The sequence below is a fragment of the Citrobacter sp. RHBSTW-00524 genome (assembly GCF_013747755.1).
Classification (GTDB): domain Bacteria; phylum Pseudomonadota; class Gammaproteobacteria; order Enterobacterales; family Enterobacteriaceae; genus Citrobacter; species Citrobacter braakii.
Map to the genome: position 1 here is coordinate 2,586,033 of NZ_CP056421.1, position 20,299 is coordinate 2,606,331.

Genomic DNA, 20,299 nt, shown 5'->3' on the forward strand with positions numbered 1-20,299 from the left:
CCCCTTGCGGAGCCAGAGCGGCTCCGCATTAACGTGGCTTATTTACTCATGGTGGAGATATTGAAGACCTGTTCCAGCATGGGGTTGAATACAAATCCTTTGACGTCTTTGTTCATCGCCAACTGATAGTTTTTCTGGAATAAATAGACGTAGGCGGCTTCATCAATCACGATAGTTTGCGCCTGCTGGTAGTCATTGGTTCTGGCAACCTGATCGGTCGTGGCCAGCGCGCTACGCAGCAGCTTATCGACCTCACCGTTTTCATAGAACGAACGGTTACCCGGCAAGCCTTTCTTATCTGACTCAAACCAGTAGTTCATAAACATGTACGGATCGGCGAAATCTGGGCTCCAGTTGCCAATGGCAATGTCGTAATCTCCTTTGCCCACGCGGTCACGCATGGTGGCGTTCGCCAGTTTTTCCAGCTTGACCTTAATGCCCAGTTTGCCAAGGCTTGCCTGGGTCGCGAGCGCGATAGGTTCCCAGTTAGGGTCATTATCCGAGTACAGGAAGCTCAGGCTGTCAGGTTTGGTGGCAACGTTGTCCCACGCCGCTTTCGCTTTGGCTTCATCGAAACTGTACTGCATGGCCTTGTCGTCAAAACCCCACATGCCTTCAGGGATCGGACCCCGCATTTGCTTACCGTTGCCGCTCAGGATCCCGTTTACCATGCCTTTATAATCGGTGGCCCACGAGATGGCGCGGCGTAAATCCACCTGATTGAGCGGCGCTTTACTGTTATTCAGATACAGATAGGTCACGCGCAACGAGGGATAATCCGCCACGTTAACTTTGCCTTCCTGTTTTAAGGCGGCAAGCTGGTCAACCGGAAGCGCATCGGCAATGTCGATATCACCCCGCGACAATTGCAGACGGCGAGAGGCGCTTTCACCGATGATTTTTACCGAAACCCGCTTAAACGCCGGTTTTGCACCGGCATAATATGGGTTAGGAACCAGCACCAACTGCTGTCCCTTTTGCCAGCTTTTGAGCATGAAGGGACCGGAGCCTGCCGTGTTCTGCGCTAGGAATCCGCGGGCATCGTCTGCGGCATGATCTTTTAAGACGGCCGGGTTAATAATTGAAGCCCCGTCATTGGCCAGCGTATACAGGAACGGCGCAAATGGCTGGCTGAGGGTAAACTTCACCGTATTGCTATCGATAGCCTCGACCTTCAGATCTTTTGGGAACGCTTCTGCAGGCCCCTGGCCGATTTTGAGCAGGCGTTCAAAAGATTGCTTTACCGCATCAGCCGTCACCGGCGTTCCGTCGGCGAATTTGGCATCGTTTTTCAGGATAAACGTCCACTCTTTCTGGTCGTCAGAGGCCTTCCAGCCGCTGGCCAAATCGCCTTCAACTTCCGTGGAGCCTTTACCGCCATCCGTTTTGTACTGAACCAGCCGCTGATAAGAGGGATAGGTGACCGTCCAGTCGTTGTTATCGATGGTCACGGCGGGATCGAGCGTCTGCGGATCGGCAGCTTTGCCGATCACCAGCATATCTTTGGGAACGGCGGCCTGCGCAGCGGGCAGGGCAAACGCCAGCGCAACGGCTATCAGAGCGGGGCGAAAAAACGCGTTTAACGCAAGTGTAGTCTTCATAACCAGGCTCCAGAATTAAAGGGAATGTTGTGTTGTTATGGGTGTGACAGTGTAACAATCTATCTGATCGTCAAGCAGCGGATAGCGGGCGGCATCAGGTAATTCAAAATGCCACCACTCGCTGGTGATACCGACAAAACCGCCGCCGAACATAATGGCATTGAGCAGCAGGCGGTTGCGCTGCGCGGCCGGAGGAACAGAAGGGTGCCAGGCATGGGAACGGTCGTGCATCTCATCAAAGCCGGCGCCCATATCGAGAAGATTGCCACGATCGTCCATTAGCGTAACGTCAATGGCCGTCCCGCGGCTGTGATTGGATCCTATCGCCACATCGACAACATACTGAGGATCCGGACACGCATTCCACAGCACCGCCTGCGCCTGCTGCGGGCGATACGCGTCGTATACCACAAGTTTCAGGCCCGCCAGTTGCGCAATACTGATGCTTTTCGCCAGCGCAGTGACCGCCTCGGTGTGCAACAGGCAACGAGCTTCCCGGTAGATAGGGGCACCGGTAATGTTGTCTGCCGTAGCGTATTTAAGATCGATATGTAGCGACGGGAATATCACCGACAGATCGACCAGTTCTGGGGTTTCTGACATAGCACGTTTCCTGTTTATTGTTCGAATTGACCAAATTGTTGTTGTAACTGGCGATTGGTTTGCAGGCGTTCTGCGAGGGAGTCACCCAGTTGTGCCACCACCGCAGAGAGTAATAAGTTGAACAGACAGCTCACCGGAGCCAGTGAGTCCCAGAAATGTCCGGTGTCAGTTTTCACCTGAAGTAAGTCAATGGAATAGTCTCTGGCCCACGGGCACCACACATCGGTGATTAACGCCAGCGGAATGCAGCGTTCTGTGGCAACGCGGCAATATTGTCGCGAGATAGCGGAATAGGCGCGCATATCGGTGATCACCACGTAAGGCTGGGTGAATCCTGAATTCAGCGACTCGACCCAACTGCCGGAAAGACCTTCGGAGTAGCTGACTTTAGGCCGCAGGTATTCCAGGTGACTGAAAAAGGCGTTAGCGATCCCGCGGGTGGACTGGATCCCAAGGATATACACGGCTTCCGCATGCGCCAGCCGCTGCGCTATGCGTAAAAACGTTTCGCCTTGCGCGAGTTGATAGACATAGGTAATGGCGTCGATTTCCAGCAACAGCGACTGCTGCACGCGATCTGGCAGGCTTTGTTGTTGGTGCCAGGAGTCCAGCCGCTCGTTCATCCCCCAGGGTTGATAGGTGACGACGGGTAGCTCCCGCAGGCTGGCTTTTGCATCTTCCAGATTGCGAAAGCCCAGTTTACGCAGATAGCGTCCAACGGTAATGCCGCTGGTACCAGTCGCTTTAGCAATACCATCCGCGGTTTCAAAAGGGATCTGCACAGCATGGGCTAACAGCCACCCGGCCACGCGCTTTTCGCTGGGCGTCAGTTGGCTAAAGGTCTGCTCTATGCGGGTAAATAACTCCGGTTTCGCTGTCATTACCTTCTCGCTGTTAATTGTTTGTCAGAGTACGGTTCACTGTTAGCAAATTAACAATGCAGGACGCGTGCCATGTTGGTAACAGCGGCACGCTGACCATTTTTGTTAAAAATCAGCCCATATCCGTTAACCAATGATCAACATTTGTGCAGCGTAGTTCAGTTTTGGTGCAGCGACAGGGGAAGAGGGGTATGAATCTGCTGATTTCGTCGGAACGATCACATTGTGGCCACGTTTTACGCCCAGACATCAGAATCAGTAATGTGAAATATAAATTTCAGCCATATCAATGGTGGCAATCTTTATTCTTATGACGTTAGGGGTATTATTTTTTGCGAACTACATTAACGGTTTGAAGCGCAAGTGTAGATATTATTTATATTATAAATGGAGTACTACAATGAATAAATTCTCCCTTTCTACAGCAGGTATTCTGGTCGCAGCGCTGTTAACCAGTGTCAGCGTCAATGCAGCAACTGATAACGCTAAAACTGAAGTGACTCCAAAAGGCATGAATTGCCAGGAGTTTATTGATTTGAACCCGCAAACTATGGCCCCGGTGGCTTTCTGGGTGCTCAATGAAGACGAAGATTTCAAGGGTGGCGATTACGTAGACTATAACGAAACCGTGACGACTGCGGTTCCTCTGACCGTTGAACTTTGTAAAAAACATCCGCAGAGCGAATTAAGCAAAATAAAAGACGAAATCAAAAAAGAATTATCCAAATAAGATTAAGTCATTATTAAAACCCAGCCAAAGTGCTGGGTTTTGCTATTTGTGACAATGTCACCTATTTATTTTGTGATACTTAAGAAAACTTTATAAAGATATAAACGCCTGTGCCGATACTGGATAAAAGTTAGCCTTTTGCAGAAGGAGTTTGTATGGCCTGGTATCCTACTCGTATTTCAACGCGTTTAACCATCGGCGGCATTCTGCTGCTTGCAGTCACGACCCTTGTTATTGTGGTGATTATGCTCTGGCGTGGCCAACCGCGCGTCGTTGAAATCAACACCGCCCTGATCGAAGAAACAGGGCAAGGTTTAACCCGCCAGTTGAGTACCGTATTGTCCCGAATTGAAGGTGAGACCGTTAGCTTGTCACGACTGGCTGAGGTGCTGCCAAATGATGAATCTCTTTATCAAAGTGTTGTTCCGCATCTGATTGGTGAAGATAAAGATTCGATTATTACCGGCGGCGGCATCTGGCCAGAACCAGACGCTTTCACCGCAGGTGTGGAGAAAAGAAGCTTTTTCTGGGCGCGTAATGCTGAAGGTAAACTGGTGTATTCCAACGACTATAACGTCGAAGGGTCAAGCGGATACCACAATGAAAACTGGTATCAGCATGCTAAAGGACATTCACAAAACAGTTGCTTATGGTCTGATGTCTACCAGGACGCCAGTTCAGGCGTCAACATGGTGACGTGCAGCGTACCTTATCAACTGGCGGGCAAGTTTGCCGGTGTCGCCACCACCGATATTCGCCTGGATAACGTCGCCACTTTCATGCAGCAGCAGGGAAACAGCACCGGTGGTTACGCGTTTGTGGTGGACAAGCAGGGACAAATCCTCTATTTCCCGCAGGCCGATCTGGCGAAATATAAAACCATTAACGATCTGGCGCAAAGCGCGCAATGGCTTATCCCGGTGGAAAATGGTCTGAAATCTCTGCGCCCAGCGGACGGGGTGAAAACGATTACGCTTGCAAATGATAACGTCCTGAATTCGGCTTCACGAGTGATGCTGTTCCCGATGGCGGATACCGGTTGGGTTGTTGGTCTTGCGACGCCTGAATCGCGTATCGTCGGCCTTGCCAAAGTGATGATGCAGGACGTGCTGGAAGTGTTGATCCCGATCATGACCCTGTTGCTGGTGGGATCCTGGCTGGTGGTTCGCCGACTGATTTCACGTCTCGATGATACCCGTCAGGCTCTCGATGACATTGCGCAGGGAGAAGGCGATCTTACCCGTCGCCTGGATGTGCGTGGCAAAGATGAGATTTCCGCTATCGCCGAAGCGTTTAACCTGTTCGTCGATAAAATCTCAGCCATCCTGATCACCGTCAGAAGCAGTAGCGTAGTGGTGGCGAATAACGCTGTCAGCCTGGCAGACAGTAATATGGAACTTTCATCTCGCGTGACGCAACAGGCCGCTGCGCTGGAAGAGAGTTCGGCGGCGATGGAACAGTTAAATGCGACCGTTCATCAAAATGCCAGTAATACACAACTGGCGGATGAGCTCTCTGATAGCACCGCGCAAACGGCCAACCGCTGCGGCGATGTTATGCAGGGTGTTATCTCTACAATGGATAACGTCAGTGCCTCATCCGGCAGAATGGTGGAAATTGTCGCGGTTATCGACAGCATCGCGTTCCAGACCAATATTCTCGCCCTGAATGCCGCGGTTGAAGCCGCCAGAGCAGGTGATGCCGGGAGAGGGTTTGCCGTTGTGGCCTCCGAAGTGCGTACGCTGGCCCAGCGCAGCGCCACCGCCGCGCAGGAAATAAAAGCATTGATCGATGAATCCGTTTCTCATGTAGGTAGCGGAAGCCAGCAAATTCACAATGCGGGCGAACGTCTGGGAGAACTGGTCAGTAATGTACGTCAGGTACGTCAGTTAATGGGGGAAATACGCGTTGCGGGTGAAGAACAACGCAAGGGCGTTTCCGAAGTTACGCTGGCTGTTACCGAAATGGACAGCACCGTTCAGCAAAACGCCTCGTTAATAGATGATGCCGCCGCGCGAACGCAGGCGCTGAAAGAGGAGGCGGAACAGCTGGCGATGCTGGTCTCATCATTCAGATTGCCTGAGCCTTCAGTTGCCTGATGAATCGGTTAAGAGCGTCCGTATAACCGGACGCTCTTGCGTTATAAATCCAATACGGACGACCATTAACGCCCCCAACGACTGCGAATATAGGTCACGGCTTCCTGCGTTTGCGGCTGATTAAGGTAATCTTCGCGAAACAAAATTGTGCCGTTAATGTGCGGTTCAGACTCGTTCAGATCGAGCTGTTTTTTCAGCTCCGGCACACCGCCTTTGACCGTCCAGTCAGGTTCTTTTCGCGACGGCTCACCGACTTTGTACAACGCCACCCCAATATACAGGCGGGTGTTGGTTGATTTGACGACATCTGCCCACCATTTTGCCAACACATCGTAACGCGCCGCGTCGCGGGCAAAAGGCCAATACAACTGCGGGGCGATGTAGTCCAGCAAGCCTTGTTGCACCCAGCGGCGGGTGTCCGCATACGATTCATCATAGGCTGCCGCGCCGCGCGTGTCGGAGCCCGCCGGATCGTGCGAACGGTTGCGCCACACGCCCGCAGGGCTGACGCCAAATTCAACTTCAGGTTTGAGTTTCTTAATGGTTCGTGAAACCTGAGCGATCAGGCGTTGCGTGTTATCGCGCCGCCAGTCAGCTTTGGAGACGAATCCCTGGCCGTATCTTCTGAAGGTCTGGCTGTCGTTGAGCGCAGAGCCGGGAGACTCGGTATAGAAGTAATCATCGAATTGCACGCCGTCAACCGGGTAATTCTCAACGACTTCAGCCACGATACTGGTTATCCAGTCACGCACTTCGGGAATACCGGGATCTAACACAAAACGCTCGCCCGAGGTACGGATCCAGTCCCGATGCAGGACATAAACGCTGGAAGGCGTCTGTGACAGCGTGTTGTTTAATTCGGTAACCGTTGCCGGTTTAGTGTTCACGGACACGCGGTAGGGGTTAAACCAGGCATGGACTTTCATTCCGCGTTTATGCGCTTCATCGAGCATAAACCGTAACGGATCGTAACCCGGATCCTGACCAATCTTACCGGTCAGGGTATCTGACCACGGCAAGATTGTAGAATGCCACAACGCAGTGGCATCGGGCTTCACCTGGAAAAAAACGGTGTTAATACCAAGACGTTTCAGGTTATCCAGCTTGTCAGTCAGCGCCTTTTGCTGCTGGCTGATACGAACAGCAGGCGAGCTGATGTTGACGGATGAAATCGGCGGCCAGTCAAGACGCGAAACCGTTGCCAGCCAGATACCGCGCACCGGCTCCTTAGTCTGCTGTGGTTTGCCCACCGGGGGCAGTGGGGTGATTTTTGAACCGGGCGGCTGTGAAGAACAACTGCCAAGTAGCAACATACTGCCTACGAGCAGCGCGAACCATTTCATGTTGGTTCGCGGCAGCCTGGCTCGGGAACGGACGAGAATATTCGCCAGTTTTTTCTGATAATTTGCTGAAATAAAACCGGATGCTGACATCAGATTTTGCTCTTAATTCTTCTTGTTGCGGCTGTTAGCCCAGGGATCGAACGCCGGTTCGGTGGTGTTATTTGAGGCAAGGTCATGCAGTGAATCCAGGTACAGCGCTTCAACTTCTGCCCGCGCCCACGGCGTGCGGCGCAGAAACTTCAAACTGGATTTAACGCTCGGCTCATTTTTAAAGCAGTTGATATTAATGCGTTGCGCCAGCTCAGCCCAACCATAACGATCAACCAGTGCATTGACCTGCATTTCAAGCGTTACGCCATGTAAAGGGTCTTTAGAAATATGAGCATTCATATGAAGTCCAGTTCAGTGGTTCCAGATTGTGTCAGTAGTGCAACGGGAAGAAGGTTACAAGAAAGCGGGGCGACCAGCAATGGCATCTGTTCCTCAGGCTTTCATGATTAAGAAGTAAACATCAGCCAGACATTGCTGAAGAAAAGATCTGGATTAGATGCGTTCATTAATCTTAAGTGGGTATTTATACCTGGATTGTTACTCCAGCTTCTCTTTATTTATGTATTATCGCTGTCATTCGACTATTAAAATAAAAAAAACAAAAGATCTAAAAAAAACGAAAATAACATATCCATAATGTTAACTATTGATAAAATTAAAGTAACATTTAGTAAAACATGGATATTTTGTTTTTCATGGACGAGAGTTTACATATCATGATATAATATTGCGGAAAAATTTGCAGGTTATTAATCTGCGTGTAATGTAAATGAATTTCTGAGGAGACTATTCCAGTGGGACGTAAATGGGCAAATATTGTTGCTAAAAAAACTGCTAAAGACGGTGCAACGTCTAATATATATGCAAAATTCGGTGTAGAAATCTATGCTGCTGCCAAACAAGGTGAACCAGACCCAGAATCAAACTCAGCTTTAAAATTCGTTATTGAACGTGCGAAACAAGCACAGGTTCCTAAACACGTTATTGATAAAGCAATTGATAAAGCCAAAGGCGGCAGCGATGAAACGTTCGTGCAAGGGCGTTATGAAGGCTTTGGTCCAAGTGGTTCACTGATTATCGCTGAAACATTGACGTCAAATGTTAACCGTACGATTGCTAATGTCCGCTCAATTTTCAATAAAAAAGGCGGGAATATCGGAGCGGCAGGTGCTGTCAGCTATATGTTTGACAATACCGGGGTGATTGTATTTGCAGGAACAGATCCTGACCATATTTTTGAAATTTTGCTTAATGCTGATGTAGATGTTCGCGATGTAACCGAAGAAGAGGGAAACATCGTTATTTATACTGAATCTACAGACCTTCATAAAGGAATTGCAGCCCTGAAAGCCGCAGGGATTAATGAATTCTCAACAACAGAATTAGAAATGATTGCTCAATCAGAAGTTGAACTTTCACCAGAAGATTTAGAAATCTTTGCAGGACTCGTTGATGCCCTTGAAGATGACGATGATGTTCAAAAAGTCTATCACAACGTTGCAAACCTCTAATTATAAATAAAGGAATCTGTTATTGCGGCAGATCTTTAACTTATAAAGTTGTTACAAAAATATCTAGCCCGATACATTGATTATAAAAAAAGAAAAAATTTACGGTAGAAAATCAAAGTGACTGTCTGCTTTTGCTCAAGGCAGACAGTCATGTCCAGCAGTTTTCAGTCAGGATTGGCAGGGGGAGCTTTTCCATGAATGAAAAAAAACGCTTCCTGGCTTCCTGACTCGAAGGCGACAACAGCTCTGACCTTATCGTTTTTCATCACTGTGTACCAACCGGAACCGCTAAACTGAGAATGGCTAAAGAGGAATCTGCATTCGGGGTCATCTGACGAAAACTTTTTACCGTAGCAGATAAGGGAAGGGTAAGGATTTGATGGAACGGCGTCAGCTAAGGGGTATGAACTAAGCATTCATCAAATACCAAATTGCATTTAACTTATGTTAAGCACAAACCTGGTTCACGGATGATAGTGCTGGTAATTATTGTTCTTTCACCGTTTTTATCATTAAAAACCGTTTTACTAGAAATATACTTCATGAACTAGCACCAAATAGCCGCTTTTAGGGCTATTTTGATTTTTGTACCTGTTGCATCCTCTTTAGCAGGAGGTGAGGGTGTTTGTCACAGTCAGCAGAGGCATATCTGACAAACATTATTCAAACCCTGTCTTTAACTGCTGGCAAACAGTAGTATTTCTTGCTAGGGTTTTTACAGGAGATGGCATTCTCCTCTAACCGCCTTCCGGCTGATGATGCCTACACATTCTGACTGTTCACCCCGTTGCGGGTGAGAAGTTGCATTGTGTAGGAGCCAATATGTCGCTTACCTTTTCTGGCCCCTTTCATTGCCTGTCAGTTCTGCAAACCACCGGTTACCATCGGGAGTTTATATGACTGAAATCTGGTTCCAGGCTGCACTGTGGCTGGGTCTTGCATTAATCGCTACTATCCTGTCCATATACCTACGTATCGCGACAGCGCTCTCCGAAATTGTGGTGGGCACCATTGCGCAGCTCATTATTGGTGCCCTGTTAGGTGCCAGCATACTCGCTGGAGATGCCAGTTGGGTGCAGTTTTTATCCGGTGCAGGCGCAATACTGCTGACTTTTCTTGCCGGAGCGGAGCTCGACCCGGGCGTCTTCAGAAAACAATGGAAACAGGCGCTGATTATCGGTCTGATCAGCTTTTTCCTGCCGTTTTTCCTCTGTGCGGCGCTGGCCAGATGGTGTCTGGGCTGGATGCCCGAAGCCAGCTGGCTTGCCGGGATCGCCATGTCTACGACATCAGTCGCAGTTGTTTATGCCGTGATGCTGGAGCTTGGTATCAATACCTCCGGATACGGGAAAACGGTTCTTGCCGCGTGCTTTGTCACCGATCTGGCGACCGTTATTGCTCTGGGGCTAATTTTCGCCCCCTTTACTCTCAGAACCGTCGCATTTACCGGCGCCATGGTGGTGGCGGCTTTTCTCCTTCCCTGGCTTACCCCCCGTTTCTTCAAACGATTTGGCGATAGGCCTTCCGAACTGGAAGCCAAGTTTTTAATGTTATGTCTGTTTGCCCTCGGTGGCTTGGCCACCTGGGCAGACAGTGAGGCGGTACTGCCGGCGTATCTTATCGGGATGGTGCTGGCGGGAACTGTCGGTAAGGACCATTTGCTGATACGTCGCCTCAGGACGATGACGTTCGGCCTGCTGACTCCGTTCTATTTTATCCGGGCGGGCTCGCTGGTTTCTCTTCCGGCACTGGCCGGCGCACCTGGCGCTTTTTTGATCCTGCTGCTGGTAAAAATGCTCACCAAACTTGCCGGGGTTTATCCGGTGTGCCGCTGGTATGGTTCTCCCCATCAGGAAAGTATGTACACCACATTGTTGATGTCCACCGGGCTGACCTTCGGCACGATTTCGGCACTGTTTGGCCTGTCGCATCACCTGATAAATGAGGCGCAGTACTCATCGCTGGTCGCTGCGGTGATCGGCAGTGCCGTGCTTCCGACGCTGATCGCGAATGCATTTTTCTTACCACGCCACTTACTTCCGGAAAACGACAATACCCGGCGAGTGACGAATGAAGGGGTGAATAAAGGGGAATAATGTTCGCGACTGTCGATGTTCAGTGTCCGTTACGTTGAAGAGGAAATAATCATGATGAACCGAATACTGGTTGCCTATGATGGCTCTGATCCCGCAAAAGAGGCGATGAGTTTTGCGTCAGAACTTGCCCGTCATTATAACAGTGAATTGTACGTTATTGCCGTATGCCAGCTGCCGGAGTTTGGTGGCGAGGTGGAGATGCAGGATTTTGTCAGCCGGACACAATCCTACTTTAACCAGATGATGCGGAATCTGAAAAAACAGTATCCTGAGCTGAAAAAAGACACCAAATTCCATGTGGCAATGGGCCATCCTGCAGAACAAATACTTCGTTATGCTGATACACACAGTATCGATCATATCGTGGTCGGCCACCGTGGCAAAACGTTGTTTTCTCGCTGGCTGCTGGGATCCGTTGCCCGCCAGGTCGTTGACCACGCCCTGTGTCCGGTCACTGTGGTCAGAAAATAATGTTCTGACGAAATTAATTACTTTTTATGTTTTTTTCGCGCCACACGCTGTTGTGACCATAATGCGAAAGCGAATACACATATAAGGGCCAGAATCATGATAACGAATACGATTAAGACATAATCCATGATGACCTCCATTCATTGCATGAAATGAGTATAGCAGGACGCCCCGGGGTATATACGCGAGGCTCTGTTTTTAAACTGAATTCTCAGGAAAGTCATTCCGGAGGGATTATGAAATTTATCAGCATATTGTTCGCGACGCTTGATGAAAACCGAAAACATAAAATAAACACCCGGCAGCCTGAGCACTTTGTTGATTTGAATCTTGATAAGGTTGTGACGGCGGTTGTCAAAGGACGGGAAGAGTATGATATTTCTCATTTTTTTTATACTCCTCTGGAATATCCTGAGGATATCTACTACCGACAGGGGGTTATTCAGGATATGGCTAAGGACAATATCTACAATGCCCTGGTAGAATTTTCAGCTGCAATGCAGAAAATAAGGGAAATTGGTGTGCGGAAGGAAAATCGCTACTACCACTACCAGCAACGGCGATGGGATCTGGAGTGTATTTTGCTGTACTGTCGCGCCGTGACCGCGTTACATGAACAGATGGAAAACCTGCCATTTACGTCCTGCGGGATGACGAATTTCAGAAATTATCTGTCTGAATATATGAACAGTGACGGTTTTACTGATTTATCTACCGTTGCTCAGACCATCAGAAGGCAACTCGACGATATCCGCTACAGTCTGAGGATCAAAGGCGACACCATCAGCGTGGAACATTATGCGGATGAGATAAATTACAGTCATGAAGTCCTGCGCGTTTTCTCCAGATTTAAACAGCATGATGTCCAGGTTGATGTCGATTTCAGGAGCCATGATGGCATCATGAATAATCTTGAAGCCAGAATTCTGGACTGTGTGGCGAAACTTTTTCCCGCTTTTTTCGCAGAGCTTGATGCCTTCATTGTGGCTCACTCTGATTATCAGGAACATACGTTGAAGGTCTTTGAAAGAGAGGTTCAGTTTTATCTTGCCAGTATCCATTATATCCGCCAGTTTCAGGCTGCAGGATTAACATTTTGTATTCCAGAGATTAATAGTGAAAGAAAAGATATTACGGTCACGTCAGCTTTTGATCTGGCGCTTGCTGACAGTCTGCTTAATAAACAGGTACCGGTTGTCTGTAATGATTTTTATCTCCACGGGAGAGAACGTATTTTAGTGATTTCCGGTCCTAACCAGGGCGGGAAAACCACGTTTGCCAGAATGATCGGACAGTTACACTATTTTGCCTTGCTGGGGTTATACGTTCCCGCGCAACAGGCAACGCTGTATCTGGTTGATAATATTTTTACCCACTTTGAAAAAAGTGAAAATATTCATAATTTACGTGGAAAACTGTATGACGATCTGGTGAGGATTAAAGCCATACTGGATAAAGCTACTACCCGCAGTCTCATCATTATGAATGAGATATTCACCTCCACAACCTCACACGATGCGATTTTTCTGGGTACCCGGGTCATTGAAAAGGTGATTGAACTGGATGCCCTTTGTGTCTGTGTAACATTTATCGATGAACTGACGGCACTGGATACGTCAGTCGTCAGCATGATGAGTACGGTGGAAGAGGATAATGAGGCCTCCCGGACCTATATAATTATCAGGAAACCTGCTGATGGCGTGGCATGGTCGGTCACCCTGGTACAGAAATATGGGCTGACCTACGAAAAAATAAAAGCGGGGTTAAACGGATGAAAGCATACCTGATGTATAAACGTGATGATTTTATCGTGGATGAATCATTTCCTGCCCACTTTACCCTTCTGGCTAAAGACCTTGAGCTGGATGTCCTCTTTCAGGCGCTTTCCGGTGGGGATGATTTTCTGTATTCGGTGGTAAGAAAAGCATGTTCACAGCCATTGACAGAGGTTCAGGATATTGAATACCGGCAGGCTATACTGCGCGATTGTCTCTACAATCCTGAAATTTTCAGGGAGTTTTATAAAATTGTGGTGGATTGCCTGTTAATGGAAAAGGAAAAACTCCATTACGGTATTTTCGGGCGATACCCTTCCGCCATTCTTCATCAGTCCATTTCGTTCACCCGTTTTCTGCTGGACAATTTACGTAAGGTCAGGGGGATAGCGGAGAAAAACCTACTTCATGTCGCCTCATCCGGTATGGAACGCCTGTTTGTCATGATTATGCAGGAGCTGAATGATGAATACCTTGAGGTGATCGAGGAACACCTCAGGCAGATGACATTTAAAAAAGGGGTATTGCTGAGTGCCAGACTGGGGGCGGGAAACCGGGGGGAGGGTTACGTGCTTCGCCAGCCTGCCGCGGAGAGCAGAAACTGGTTCCGGCGTCTGTTTTCCCCCAAACCGGAACATTATACCGTACAGATTGCTCCACGGGATGAAAATGGGTTCCGGGCACTCAGTAACCTGCAGGATGAGGGACTGGTGCTGGTTGCCAGCGCAATGGCCCAGTCTACAGCACATCTGCTCAATTTCTTTCGTGCGTTGCGTGCTGAGCTGGGGTTCTATATCGCCTGCCTGAATCTTGCTGAGATGCTGAATCACCGGAATGTGCCACAGTGTTTTCCGGTTCCGATCTACAAAAGGGAACGTTATCTGGTCTTTGATTCATTATTTGATACCTGTCTGGTGCTGACTTCTCCGGATACCATCATCAGCAATAGCCTGAAAACGGATAATAAAAACACCTTTATTATTACCGGGGCTAACCAGGGAGGAAAATCGACATTCTTGCGTAGCATCGGTCTGGCCCAGCTCATGATGCAGACGGGAATGTTTGTGTCAGCAGAATGTTTCAGTACCGATATCTGCCCGCAGATTTTCACCCATTATAAATGTGAAGAAGACAGCCATATGGTCAGCGGAAAGCTGGATGAAGAGCTCAGACGCATGCGGGATATCGTCAGCGATCTGAAGCCGGATGATCTGGTGCTGTTTAATGAATCGTTTTCCGCCACCAACAGCCGGGAAGGGGCAGGCATTATCAGGGGGATAGTGACCGCGCTGGCAGAACGTCATGTGAAGCTGTTTTTCGTTACACACACGTCGGAATTTGCCTGTGCATTTTATCAGGAGTATCACCAGGATACGGTTTATCTGTGCGCGGAGAGGCGTGCAGATGGCGAAAGAACGTTCCGCATGACGGAAGGGGCGCCACTGGATACCAGTTATGGTGAAGACCTCTACCGGGAGGTCTTCACGCCTCCGGCACAACCCGCTGAACGTTGCTGAATGCCCCCTCATAGCCCGACAGACAATAACCGCTCGGGCTATGGCAAACGGTTATAATCTGTGTTCAGCTTTTCGGTGAGCCCTCAACAGGTCTTCTGGCGAAGAGCCATATTTTGATCTGATCGAGCAGAAGGGTGGCCAGTAAAACCAGAGCAAACATGATGACCAGCAGTGTCAGTGACACCGGCGTCATAAGAAAACCACCGGCAGCCAGTACGGTGGCAATGATGATATTGCCCACCGTGGCCAACACAACAAACCGGCCTGGCCGGAGTGACCAGCAGCGGCCTGGCGTTCGTGAAAGATAAATCGTCATCTGGGCCGTATACATCAGATAGGCGAACATCAGGGCCTGGATTTGCGGGACGGGAAGCTGCAATCGGGTAAGAACGAACCACAGGATCATGAATGCCAGAATCAGCCAGCCTGCGGCCAGGACACCTCCCAGCCAGGCAATTTCACCAACGTTCCATCTTTCCGGTGATGAAGAAATCCATGACCGGTCTGTCGCCAGCGTGATGGTCACCACATCATTGAGAACCACAATCACGGCAATCAGAACCAGCGGTGTGACGAAGAATCCTGTCGCGATATAGCCGATGGTCAGCAGGGCCGCCAGCTCAACGGTACGGGCTATTTTCGTTATTGTCCAGGTCAGCATACGGCGAAACACACGGCGGCCCCCTGATACAACAGCGGCAACACCGTCTAACCCGGGGTGGGTCAACACCACCTGAGCAGCTGCTTTTGCCACGTCAGACGCTGTCTGTACAGCAATGCCCACTCCGGCTTGTTTCAGTGCCGGCGCATCATTCACACCATCACCCGTCATGCCGACTATACAGCCCATCTGTTGCAAGGACTGCACCAGACGGAATTTTTCTTCCGGATAGAAGTTAGCAAAACCATCAAAGTGGAGAGGTGTCTGCAGATCCCTGACTGCATCGCCGAAGCGGTCACCGAGCCCTGCCTGGCGGCTGATAACTCTGGCGGTATCAACTGTATCGCCGGTGACCATGATTATCCTGATACCCAGTGCCCGGATATCCCTGACGAGGGTTGCGGCGTCATCGCGTAGTACATCGGCTAGTGCCAGCAACCCGCGGATACGGAGATGGCCGTCGGTGCCGGTTGCGACTGCCAGGATCCTGGCGCCAGACGCCGCCATGGCCTGCTGGATCGTGGTGAACTCAGGAGGAGATTCGGCGAGTGATGCAACGACCATCGGTGAACCCAAAATGACGTGAACGGACGATCCGTCATTATCTGAACACACACGGGCTTCGGAACATTTCGTAGCAGGATCGAACGGGATGAACTGCTCACGGATGGGCGACATTCCCCCCCGGCGTCGTAACGCACCCAGAATCGCCATCTCAAGTTGCCCCTGCATCGTTTCGTCGCAGGCCGCGGCAGCCCAGGCCAGTATCTCGTCCTCATTCTCTCCCGGAAGCGCCGTTATGCCGGCAACTGACTGCTGGTTTCTGGTCAATGTACCGGTTTTGTCGATACAGAGCACATCCATGGTTGCCGCTTCCTGTACCGCCGACAGGCCGGTGACAAGTACCCCCTGATTCGCCAGCCGCCGGGCTTCCACGGCATTGGCGACCGTAAAGGCTGCTGGCATTGTCACCGGGACGGTCGCAATAATGAGAACAAGGAAGAAGGGGACAAGGGGCAACAAATCTTCACCGCGCCAGAGTGCAACAATGGCCAGAATGACCGCAAGCATGGCATCAATGGTCACAAGATAGCGCACAACAGCGAACAGAAGCTGTTCAAGATGGCTGGCAGAGCTGGCCGTTCGTACCAGCTCTGCCGTACGTCCAAAGTAGCTTCGGGTACCTGTGGCGGTGACGGTTCCTGTCACCTTTCCGCGCGCAATCGTCGATCCTGAATAGAGAGTATCCCCCTCGTTGCGTGACTCCGGGGTTGACTCCCCGGTCAGGGCCGCCTGGTCAACATCCACAGTTCCCTCATCAATCATACAATCGGCAGGGACCAGGTCCCCCGCTGTTAAGGCGATACTATCACCGGGGACAAGCTCCCGTGCCGGTATCAGTCGCCAGGTGCCATCACGACATACACTGGCATTGACTTTCAGCCGGGTACGCAGCAGGTCAAGTGCTGACTGTGCCCGCCGTTCCTGAATGCCGCCAAGGATCGCACTGAAAGCGAGCCACCCTGCAATGATGGCGGGTTCGATCGTCTTCCCCAGAGCCACTTCGAGTACCAGCGCAATTTCGAGCATCCAGGGTATGGGGCCCCACAGACGTTTGAGGATCGCACGCAACTGGCCCGGAGGCTGTTCACGCACTTCGTTGTAGCCATATTGCGCCAGCCTGGCCCGCACCTCGGCTTCGGAAAGTCCCTTCACGTTATTCTCAGGGGGCATCTCCATACATCCTTCTCCGGAAAAACCTGACCCGACGGGTCAGGCGTGTTGCTATGCCGATAAAATGAAAGTCTGACGGAGACATAGCGCCGGTTAAGCGTATGGCGCATATGCATTTACAACAGTGTCATCACAAAAAAACCGGCGGCAGTCATCAGAAGCGAGCCAGTTACGTGCGTTAGTACGGAAATGACAGCCCATGCATAATTGCCATTCTGCAGTAACACCACTACCTCAGCAGAAAAGGTGGAAAAGGTGGTCATACCGCCACATAAGCCGGTGGTAATAAAAAACTTCCAGGCGGGATCGAGGTGAGGCTGCCGGACAAAGAAGGCCAGTGCCATACCGATGATAAATCCGCCAACCAGATTAACCACCAGGGTGCCAGGTGGAAGATTGGGGAAAAGTGCATTGAGACGCATGGACAGTATCCAGCGGATCACACAGCCGATCGAGCCGCCTGTCACTACCGCGAATAATGATTTGTACATATCACCTCGCAGAAATCAGGGCACAATCAGACCGTCATTCAAGGGAATAACGTGCGGTGATGGCCCGATTTTCATTCATTTCATATAGTACGGGGACACCCGTCAGGACATGCAGATCGGGAATTTTGTTTTCGTCAATCTGCTCAATAAACATGGTCAGCGCACGCAATGCATTAGCATGACTGACCAGCAGCATGGTTTCACCACTGACAACTCGCGGGACAATGACGTGGTGCCAGTAAGGCAGCAGCCTTCGCTGCGTCATTTCCAGACTTTCACCCGCCGGTAGATCCGTCAGGGACACATGGCGATAACGTGCCTCACGATGAAGTAAAGCAGGCGCATCCAGTAACGGAGGCGGGATACCACGATAGCTCCTCCGCCAGTGATAAACGATTTTCTGGCCAATCTGTTGAGCGGCTTTATCCTTATCCATTCCCTGAAGCACACCATAATGGCGTTCATTTAACCGCCATGATTTGGCCACCGGTAACCACAATTGATTCAACGTTTCCATTATCAGCCAGAGTGAATGAATTGCCCGATTAAGAACGGATGTGCAGGCACTATCAATGATGATCCCGGAGCGTTTTATCAGGTTTGCTGCGTGCCGGGCTTCTTCCACTCCTTTCTGCGTCAGCGGAACATCTTCCCATCCGGTAAAACGATTTTGCTGATTCCACTCACTTTCTCCATGACGGAGTAAAATAATTTTTCCCATAAGCAACCACCTGTCTGTCACCCACAGAGACTGATTACCTGAATTTACCTGGTCTCCGGTCAAGGAGGTGACGCATCAGAAGATGGGCGCAGCTACCGATGAACAGCGCGATTACAACAGCGCTGGTATCATCTGGCAGTACGTTAAAAAAGACATCAGCAATCAGGAATACCAGACAGGTTGCCAGGATCCCTGTTGCTGTTGACAGTATGAGTATTTTTCCGTTCACAGGACCACCTTACCCCTTCCCGTAGCTAAGCATACGGGAAGGGTGAAGGAATCAGCGTTTTTTGAAGGCGGTTTTGCCGGCAAAGATGGCGGCATCACCTAATTCATCTTCAATACGCATCAGTTGATTATATTTCTCAATGCGCTCCCCGCGGCTGGGGGCGCCGGTTTTCAGATGACCGGCTCGTAGGCCTACGGTCATATCCGCAATGAAGCTGTCCACGGTTTCCCCGCTCCGGTGTGAAATAAAGGTTCCCCAGTTGTTATCCTGACACAACTGGATGGCTTCAATCGTTTCACTCAGGGTGCCTATCTGGTTCAGTTTAATCAATGCGGCATTGGCCAGGTTTTCATCGATGCCTCGCTGGATATATTTCACGTTGGTCACAAAAATATCATCACCGACCAGTTCGACTTTACCGCCCAGGGCAGCATGCAGAATTTGCCAACCGGCCCAGTCGTCCTCCGCCAGGCCATCTTCAATCAGCACAATCGGGAAGTCATTCACCAGCTGTTCATAATAACGCGTCATTTCTTCAGCACTGAGCTGAGCATTTTCAGTACGCAGGGTATATTTGCCATCTGCATAAAACTCACTGGATGCCGGATCCATACAAATAACAATATCCTCACCCGGGCGGTATCCCGCCTTATTGATGGCCTCCACGATCAGTTCCAGCGGCTGGCGGTTTGAGGAAACGGCCGGCGCAAAACCACCTTCATCACCCACGCCGGTGGATAAACCTTTTTCCAGCAGGACCTGACGCAGGGCCTGGTAGACTTCGCTACCCCAGCGAATAGCTTCACGTACGGAAGAAGCTCCCCATGGTGCAATCATAAACTCCTGAAAATCAGCGCCCTGCCAGCGGGCATGAACCCCGCCGTTAATGATATTCATACAGGGAACCGGCAGCAGATTCGCGCCGACGCCCCCCAGATAGCGGTAGAGCGGGGTAGAGGAGAGTTGTGCTGCCAGGCGGGATACTGCCAGGGACACGCCAAGGATCGCATTGGCGCCCAGGCGACCTTTGTTTTCTGTGCCATCAAGGGTAATCAGGCAGTTGTCGATTTCCTTCTGACTGCGTACATCGTAGCCCTGCAGGGCATCGTTAATTTCGGTATTGATGCTGCGGACCGCATCCTGTACGCCTTTACCGCCAAAACGGGTTTTGTCGCCATCGCGATGTTCAATGGCTTCGCGGGAGCCGGTGCTGGCGCCGGAAGGAACGGAGGCACGAGCCATACTGCCATCCTTAGAAGTCACTTCAACCTCTACGGTCGGGTTACCACGGGAATCCAGAATTTCTCTTGCAATAATACTTTCAATTTCAAAGCTCATAAGTTTGACCTTCTTTTATGGGGTTGGAATGTGTTTAATCAAAACATCAACAGAAAGGTGATTGATGAATTCGAAAGAAAAGGAAGAATAAACCCCGAACAGGCGGTTTTTATGCCCCAGCATGACCAGATCGATATCTTCGTGTTGAACAACGGCTTCGACGTCCCGGAAACGATGAATGCTGACAATGGACCGGACTTTAATATCAATACTGCTGGACTCCACCAGACGGCTCAGCATTGCCTTTGCATCAATAACTTCGCGGGACTGACGATCTTTGGTTAATGAATCACTGGTATAGTCCAGTTCCCGGTAGTCAGCGCTGAGATGGCCGACAGTAATACGGGTGCCCATCTCTTTTGCCAGACGTTCTGCCTGCTCAAGCAACAGCAGACCATCGGTTTCATTTTGTACAAGTAACAAGGCATGCCGGTAAATTTGCATAAA

General features: G+C 50.2%; 18 protein-coding genes and 1 riboswitch. Of the genes, 8 read left to right on the top strand and 10 right to left on the bottom strand.

Going from position 1 to position 20,299, the window contains the following annotated elements; genetic code table 11:
* Positions 1-38 precede the first annotated feature (38 nt).
* Genes HV229_RS12430 through HV229_RS12440 form a run of 3 tightly spaced genes read right to left on the bottom strand, consistent with a single transcriptional unit; the run spans position 39 to position 3,085 of the window.
* On the bottom strand, positions 39-1,601 hold the full coding sequence (locus tag HV229_RS12430; protein ID WP_181547677.1) for an ABC transporter substrate-binding protein: 1,563 nt from the start codon (positions 1,599-1,601) through the stop codon (positions 39-41).
* A 15-nt stretch (positions 1,602-1,616) separates the two neighbouring features.
* Positions 1,617-2,204: a D-alanyl-D-alanine dipeptidase gene (gene ddpX, locus HV229_RS12435; RefSeq protein WP_016156534.1), complete on the bottom strand. Its 588-nt coding sequence runs from the start codon at positions 2,202-2,204 to the stop codon at positions 1,617-1,619.
* A 14-nt stretch (positions 2,205-2,218) separates the two neighbouring features.
* Entirely contained in the window at positions 2,219-3,085 is an 867-nt protein-coding gene (locus HV229_RS12440; protein ID WP_047417453.1) for a MurR/RpiR family transcriptional regulator, read from the bottom strand.
* 400 nt (positions 3,086-3,485) lie between these two features.
* Here HV229_RS12440 and hdeB point away from each other — a divergent pair, with 400 nt between their 5' ends.
* Positions 3,486-3,815 carry an acid-activated periplasmic chaperone HdeB gene (gene hdeB, locus HV229_RS12445; protein ID WP_003019999.1) on the top strand — a complete coding sequence of 110 codons (330 nt, stop codon included), beginning with the start codon at positions 3,486-3,488 and terminating at the stop codon, positions 3,813-3,815.
* A 155-nt stretch (positions 3,816-3,970) separates the two neighbouring features.
* Positions 3,971-5,914, top strand: a complete 1,944-nt coding sequence (locus HV229_RS12450) for a methyl-accepting chemotaxis protein (protein WP_016153087.1) — start codon at positions 3,971-3,973, stop codon at positions 5,912-5,914.
* Positions 5,915-5,979: 65 nt separating this feature from the next.
* Here HV229_RS12450 and HV229_RS12455 read toward each other — a convergent pair whose 3' ends face one another.
* Together HV229_RS12455 and HV229_RS12460 are read right to left on the bottom strand one after the other, a co-directional pair.
* Positions 5,980-7,347, bottom strand: coding sequence for a glycoside hydrolase family 10 protein (locus HV229_RS12455; RefSeq protein ID WP_181547679.1), 1,368 nt, complete (start codon positions 7,345-7,347; stop codon positions 5,980-5,982).
* 12 nt (positions 7,348-7,359) lie between these two features.
* Complete coding sequence (locus HV229_RS12460; protein WP_016153085.1) at positions 7,360-7,647, bottom strand: VF530 family protein; 288 nt, start codon at positions 7,645-7,647, stop codon at positions 7,360-7,362.
* 455 nt (positions 7,648-8,102) lie between these two features.
* On the opposite strand from HV229_RS12460, the gene HV229_RS12465 reads away from it, so the two are divergent.
* The 5 genes from HV229_RS12465 to HV229_RS12485 all read left to right on the top strand — a co-directional run bounded on the left by HV229_RS12465 (position 8,103) and on the right by HV229_RS12485 (position 14,678).
* Positions 8,103-8,819, top strand: coding sequence for a YebC/PmpR family DNA-binding transcriptional regulator (locus HV229_RS12465; RefSeq protein ID WP_046276377.1), 717 nt, complete (start codon positions 8,103-8,105; stop codon positions 8,817-8,819).
* 711 nt (positions 8,820-9,530) lie between these two features.
* Positions 9,531-9,591, top strand: a riboswitch (Fluoride riboswitch).
* A gap of 124 nt (positions 9,592-9,715) precedes the next feature.
* A complete protein-coding gene (locus tag HV229_RS12470; protein ID WP_049186873.1) occupies positions 9,716-10,915 on the top strand; it encodes a cation:proton antiporter in 1,200 nt (399 codons plus the stop codon).
* Between the two features lie 51 nt (positions 10,916-10,966).
* Positions 10,967-11,386, top strand: a complete 420-nt coding sequence (locus HV229_RS12475) for a universal stress protein (protein ID WP_023223686.1) — start codon at positions 10,967-10,969, stop codon at positions 11,384-11,386.
* Between the two features lie 152 nt (positions 11,387-11,538).
* Positions 11,539-13,161 carry a DNA mismatch repair protein MutS gene (locus tag HV229_RS12480; RefSeq protein WP_249417796.1) on the top strand — a complete coding sequence of 541 codons (1,623 nt, stop codon included), beginning with the start codon at positions 11,539-11,541 and terminating at the stop codon, positions 13,159-13,161.
* Positions 13,158-14,678 (top strand): DNA mismatch repair protein MutS, encoded by a 1,521-nt coding sequence (locus HV229_RS12485; RefSeq protein WP_049186876.1) that lies wholly within the window; start codon positions 13,158-13,160, stop codon positions 14,676-14,678. Before HV229_RS12480 ends, HV229_RS12485 begins: the two co-directional genes overlap by 4 nt.
* 64 nt (positions 14,679-14,742) lie before the next feature.
* Here the strand turns inward: HV229_RS12485 and HV229_RS12490 are convergent, their stop codons facing one another.
* From HV229_RS12490 to HV229_RS12500, 3 genes are all read right to left on the bottom strand, one after another.
* Positions 14,743-17,079 carry an HAD-IC family P-type ATPase gene (locus HV229_RS12490; protein ID WP_049186877.1) on the bottom strand — a complete coding sequence of 779 codons (2,337 nt, stop codon included), beginning with the start codon at positions 17,077-17,079 and terminating at the stop codon, positions 14,743-14,745.
* Between the two features lie 110 nt (positions 17,080-17,189).
* Entirely contained in the window at positions 17,190-17,564 is a 375-nt protein-coding gene (gene crcB / locus HV229_RS12495) for a fluoride efflux transporter CrcB (protein WP_020078849.1), read from the bottom strand.
* A 34-nt stretch (positions 17,565-17,598) separates the two neighbouring features.
* Positions 17,599-18,285 carry a 2,3-diphosphoglycerate-dependent phosphoglycerate mutase gene (locus tag HV229_RS12500; RefSeq protein WP_023223732.1) on the bottom strand — a complete coding sequence of 229 codons (687 nt, stop codon included), beginning with the start codon at positions 18,283-18,285 and terminating at the stop codon, positions 17,599-17,601.
* 67 nt (positions 18,286-18,352) lie between these two features.
* Between HV229_RS12500 and HV229_RS12505 the strand changes: the two genes are divergently transcribed.
* Positions 18,353-18,490, top strand: coding sequence for a hypothetical protein (locus HV229_RS12505; RefSeq protein ID WP_155404063.1), 138 nt, complete (start codon positions 18,353-18,355; stop codon positions 18,488-18,490).
* Positions 18,491-18,565: 75 nt separating this feature from the next.
* Here the strand turns inward: HV229_RS12505 and eno are convergent, their stop codons facing one another.
* Together eno and HV229_RS12515 are read right to left on the bottom strand one after the other, a co-directional pair.
* A complete protein-coding gene (gene eno, locus HV229_RS12510) occupies positions 18,566-19,852 on the bottom strand; it encodes a phosphopyruvate hydratase (RefSeq protein ID WP_049186879.1) in 1,287 nt (428 codons plus the stop codon).
* A 15-nt stretch (positions 19,853-19,867) separates the two neighbouring features.
* Positions 19,868-20,296, bottom strand: a complete 429-nt coding sequence (locus HV229_RS12515) for a universal stress protein (protein ID WP_023223697.1) — start codon at positions 20,294-20,296, stop codon at positions 19,868-19,870.
* Positions 20,297-20,299: the final 3 nt, after the last annotated feature.

Excerpts from the sequence above, each read along its gene's own strand:
- HV229_RS12430 (WP_181547677.1), bottom strand. The coding sequence starts at position 1,601 with ATGAAGACTACACTTGCGTTAAACGCGTTTTTTCGCCCCGCTCTGATA.
- ddpX (WP_016156534.1), bottom strand. The coding sequence starts at position 2,204 with ATGTCAGAAACCCCAGAACTGGTCGATCTGTCGGTGATATTCCCGTCG.
- HV229_RS12440 (WP_047417453.1), bottom strand. The coding sequence starts at position 3,085 with ATGACAGCGAAACCGGAGTTATTTACCCGCATAGAGCAGACCTTTAGC.
- hdeB (WP_003019999.1), top strand. The coding sequence starts at position 3,486 with ATGAATAAATTCTCCCTTTCTACAGCAGGTATTCTGGTCGCAGCGCTG.
- HV229_RS12450 (WP_016153087.1), top strand. The coding sequence starts at position 3,971 with ATGGCCTGGTATCCTACTCGTATTTCAACGCGTTTAACCATCGGCGGC.
- HV229_RS12455 (WP_181547679.1), bottom strand. The coding sequence starts at position 7,347 with ATGTCAGCATCCGGTTTTATTTCAGCAAATTATCAGAAAAAACTGGCG.
- HV229_RS12460 (WP_016153085.1), bottom strand. The coding sequence starts at position 7,647 with ATGAATGCTCATATTTCTAAAGACCCTTTACATGGCGTAACGCTTGAA.
- HV229_RS12470 (WP_049186873.1), top strand. The coding sequence starts at position 9,716 with ATGACTGAAATCTGGTTCCAGGCTGCACTGTGGCTGGGTCTTGCATTA.
- HV229_RS12475 (WP_023223686.1), top strand. The coding sequence starts at position 10,967 with ATGATGAACCGAATACTGGTTGCCTATGATGGCTCTGATCCCGCAAAA.
- HV229_RS12480 (WP_249417796.1), top strand. The coding sequence starts at position 11,539 with ATGAGTATAGCAGGACGCCCCGGGGTATATACGCGAGGCTCTGTTTTT.
- HV229_RS12485 (WP_049186876.1), top strand. The coding sequence starts at position 13,158 with ATGAAAGCATACCTGATGTATAAACGTGATGATTTTATCGTGGATGAA.
- HV229_RS12490 (WP_049186877.1), bottom strand. The coding sequence starts at position 17,079 with ATGGAGATGCCCCCTGAGAATAACGTGAAGGGACTTTCCGAAGCCGAG.
- crcB (WP_020078849.1), bottom strand. The coding sequence starts at position 17,564 with ATGTACAAATCATTATTCGCGGTAGTGACAGGCGGCTCGATCGGCTGT.
- HV229_RS12500 (WP_023223732.1), bottom strand. The coding sequence starts at position 18,285 with ATGGGAAAAATTATTTTACTCCGTCATGGAGAAAGTGAGTGGAATCAG.
- eno (WP_049186879.1), bottom strand. The coding sequence starts at position 19,852 with ATGAGCTTTGAAATTGAAAGTATTATTGCAAGAGAAATTCTGGATTCC.
- HV229_RS12515 (WP_023223697.1), bottom strand. The coding sequence starts at position 20,296 with ATGCAAATTTACCGGCATGCCTTGTTACTTGTACAAAATGAAACCGAT.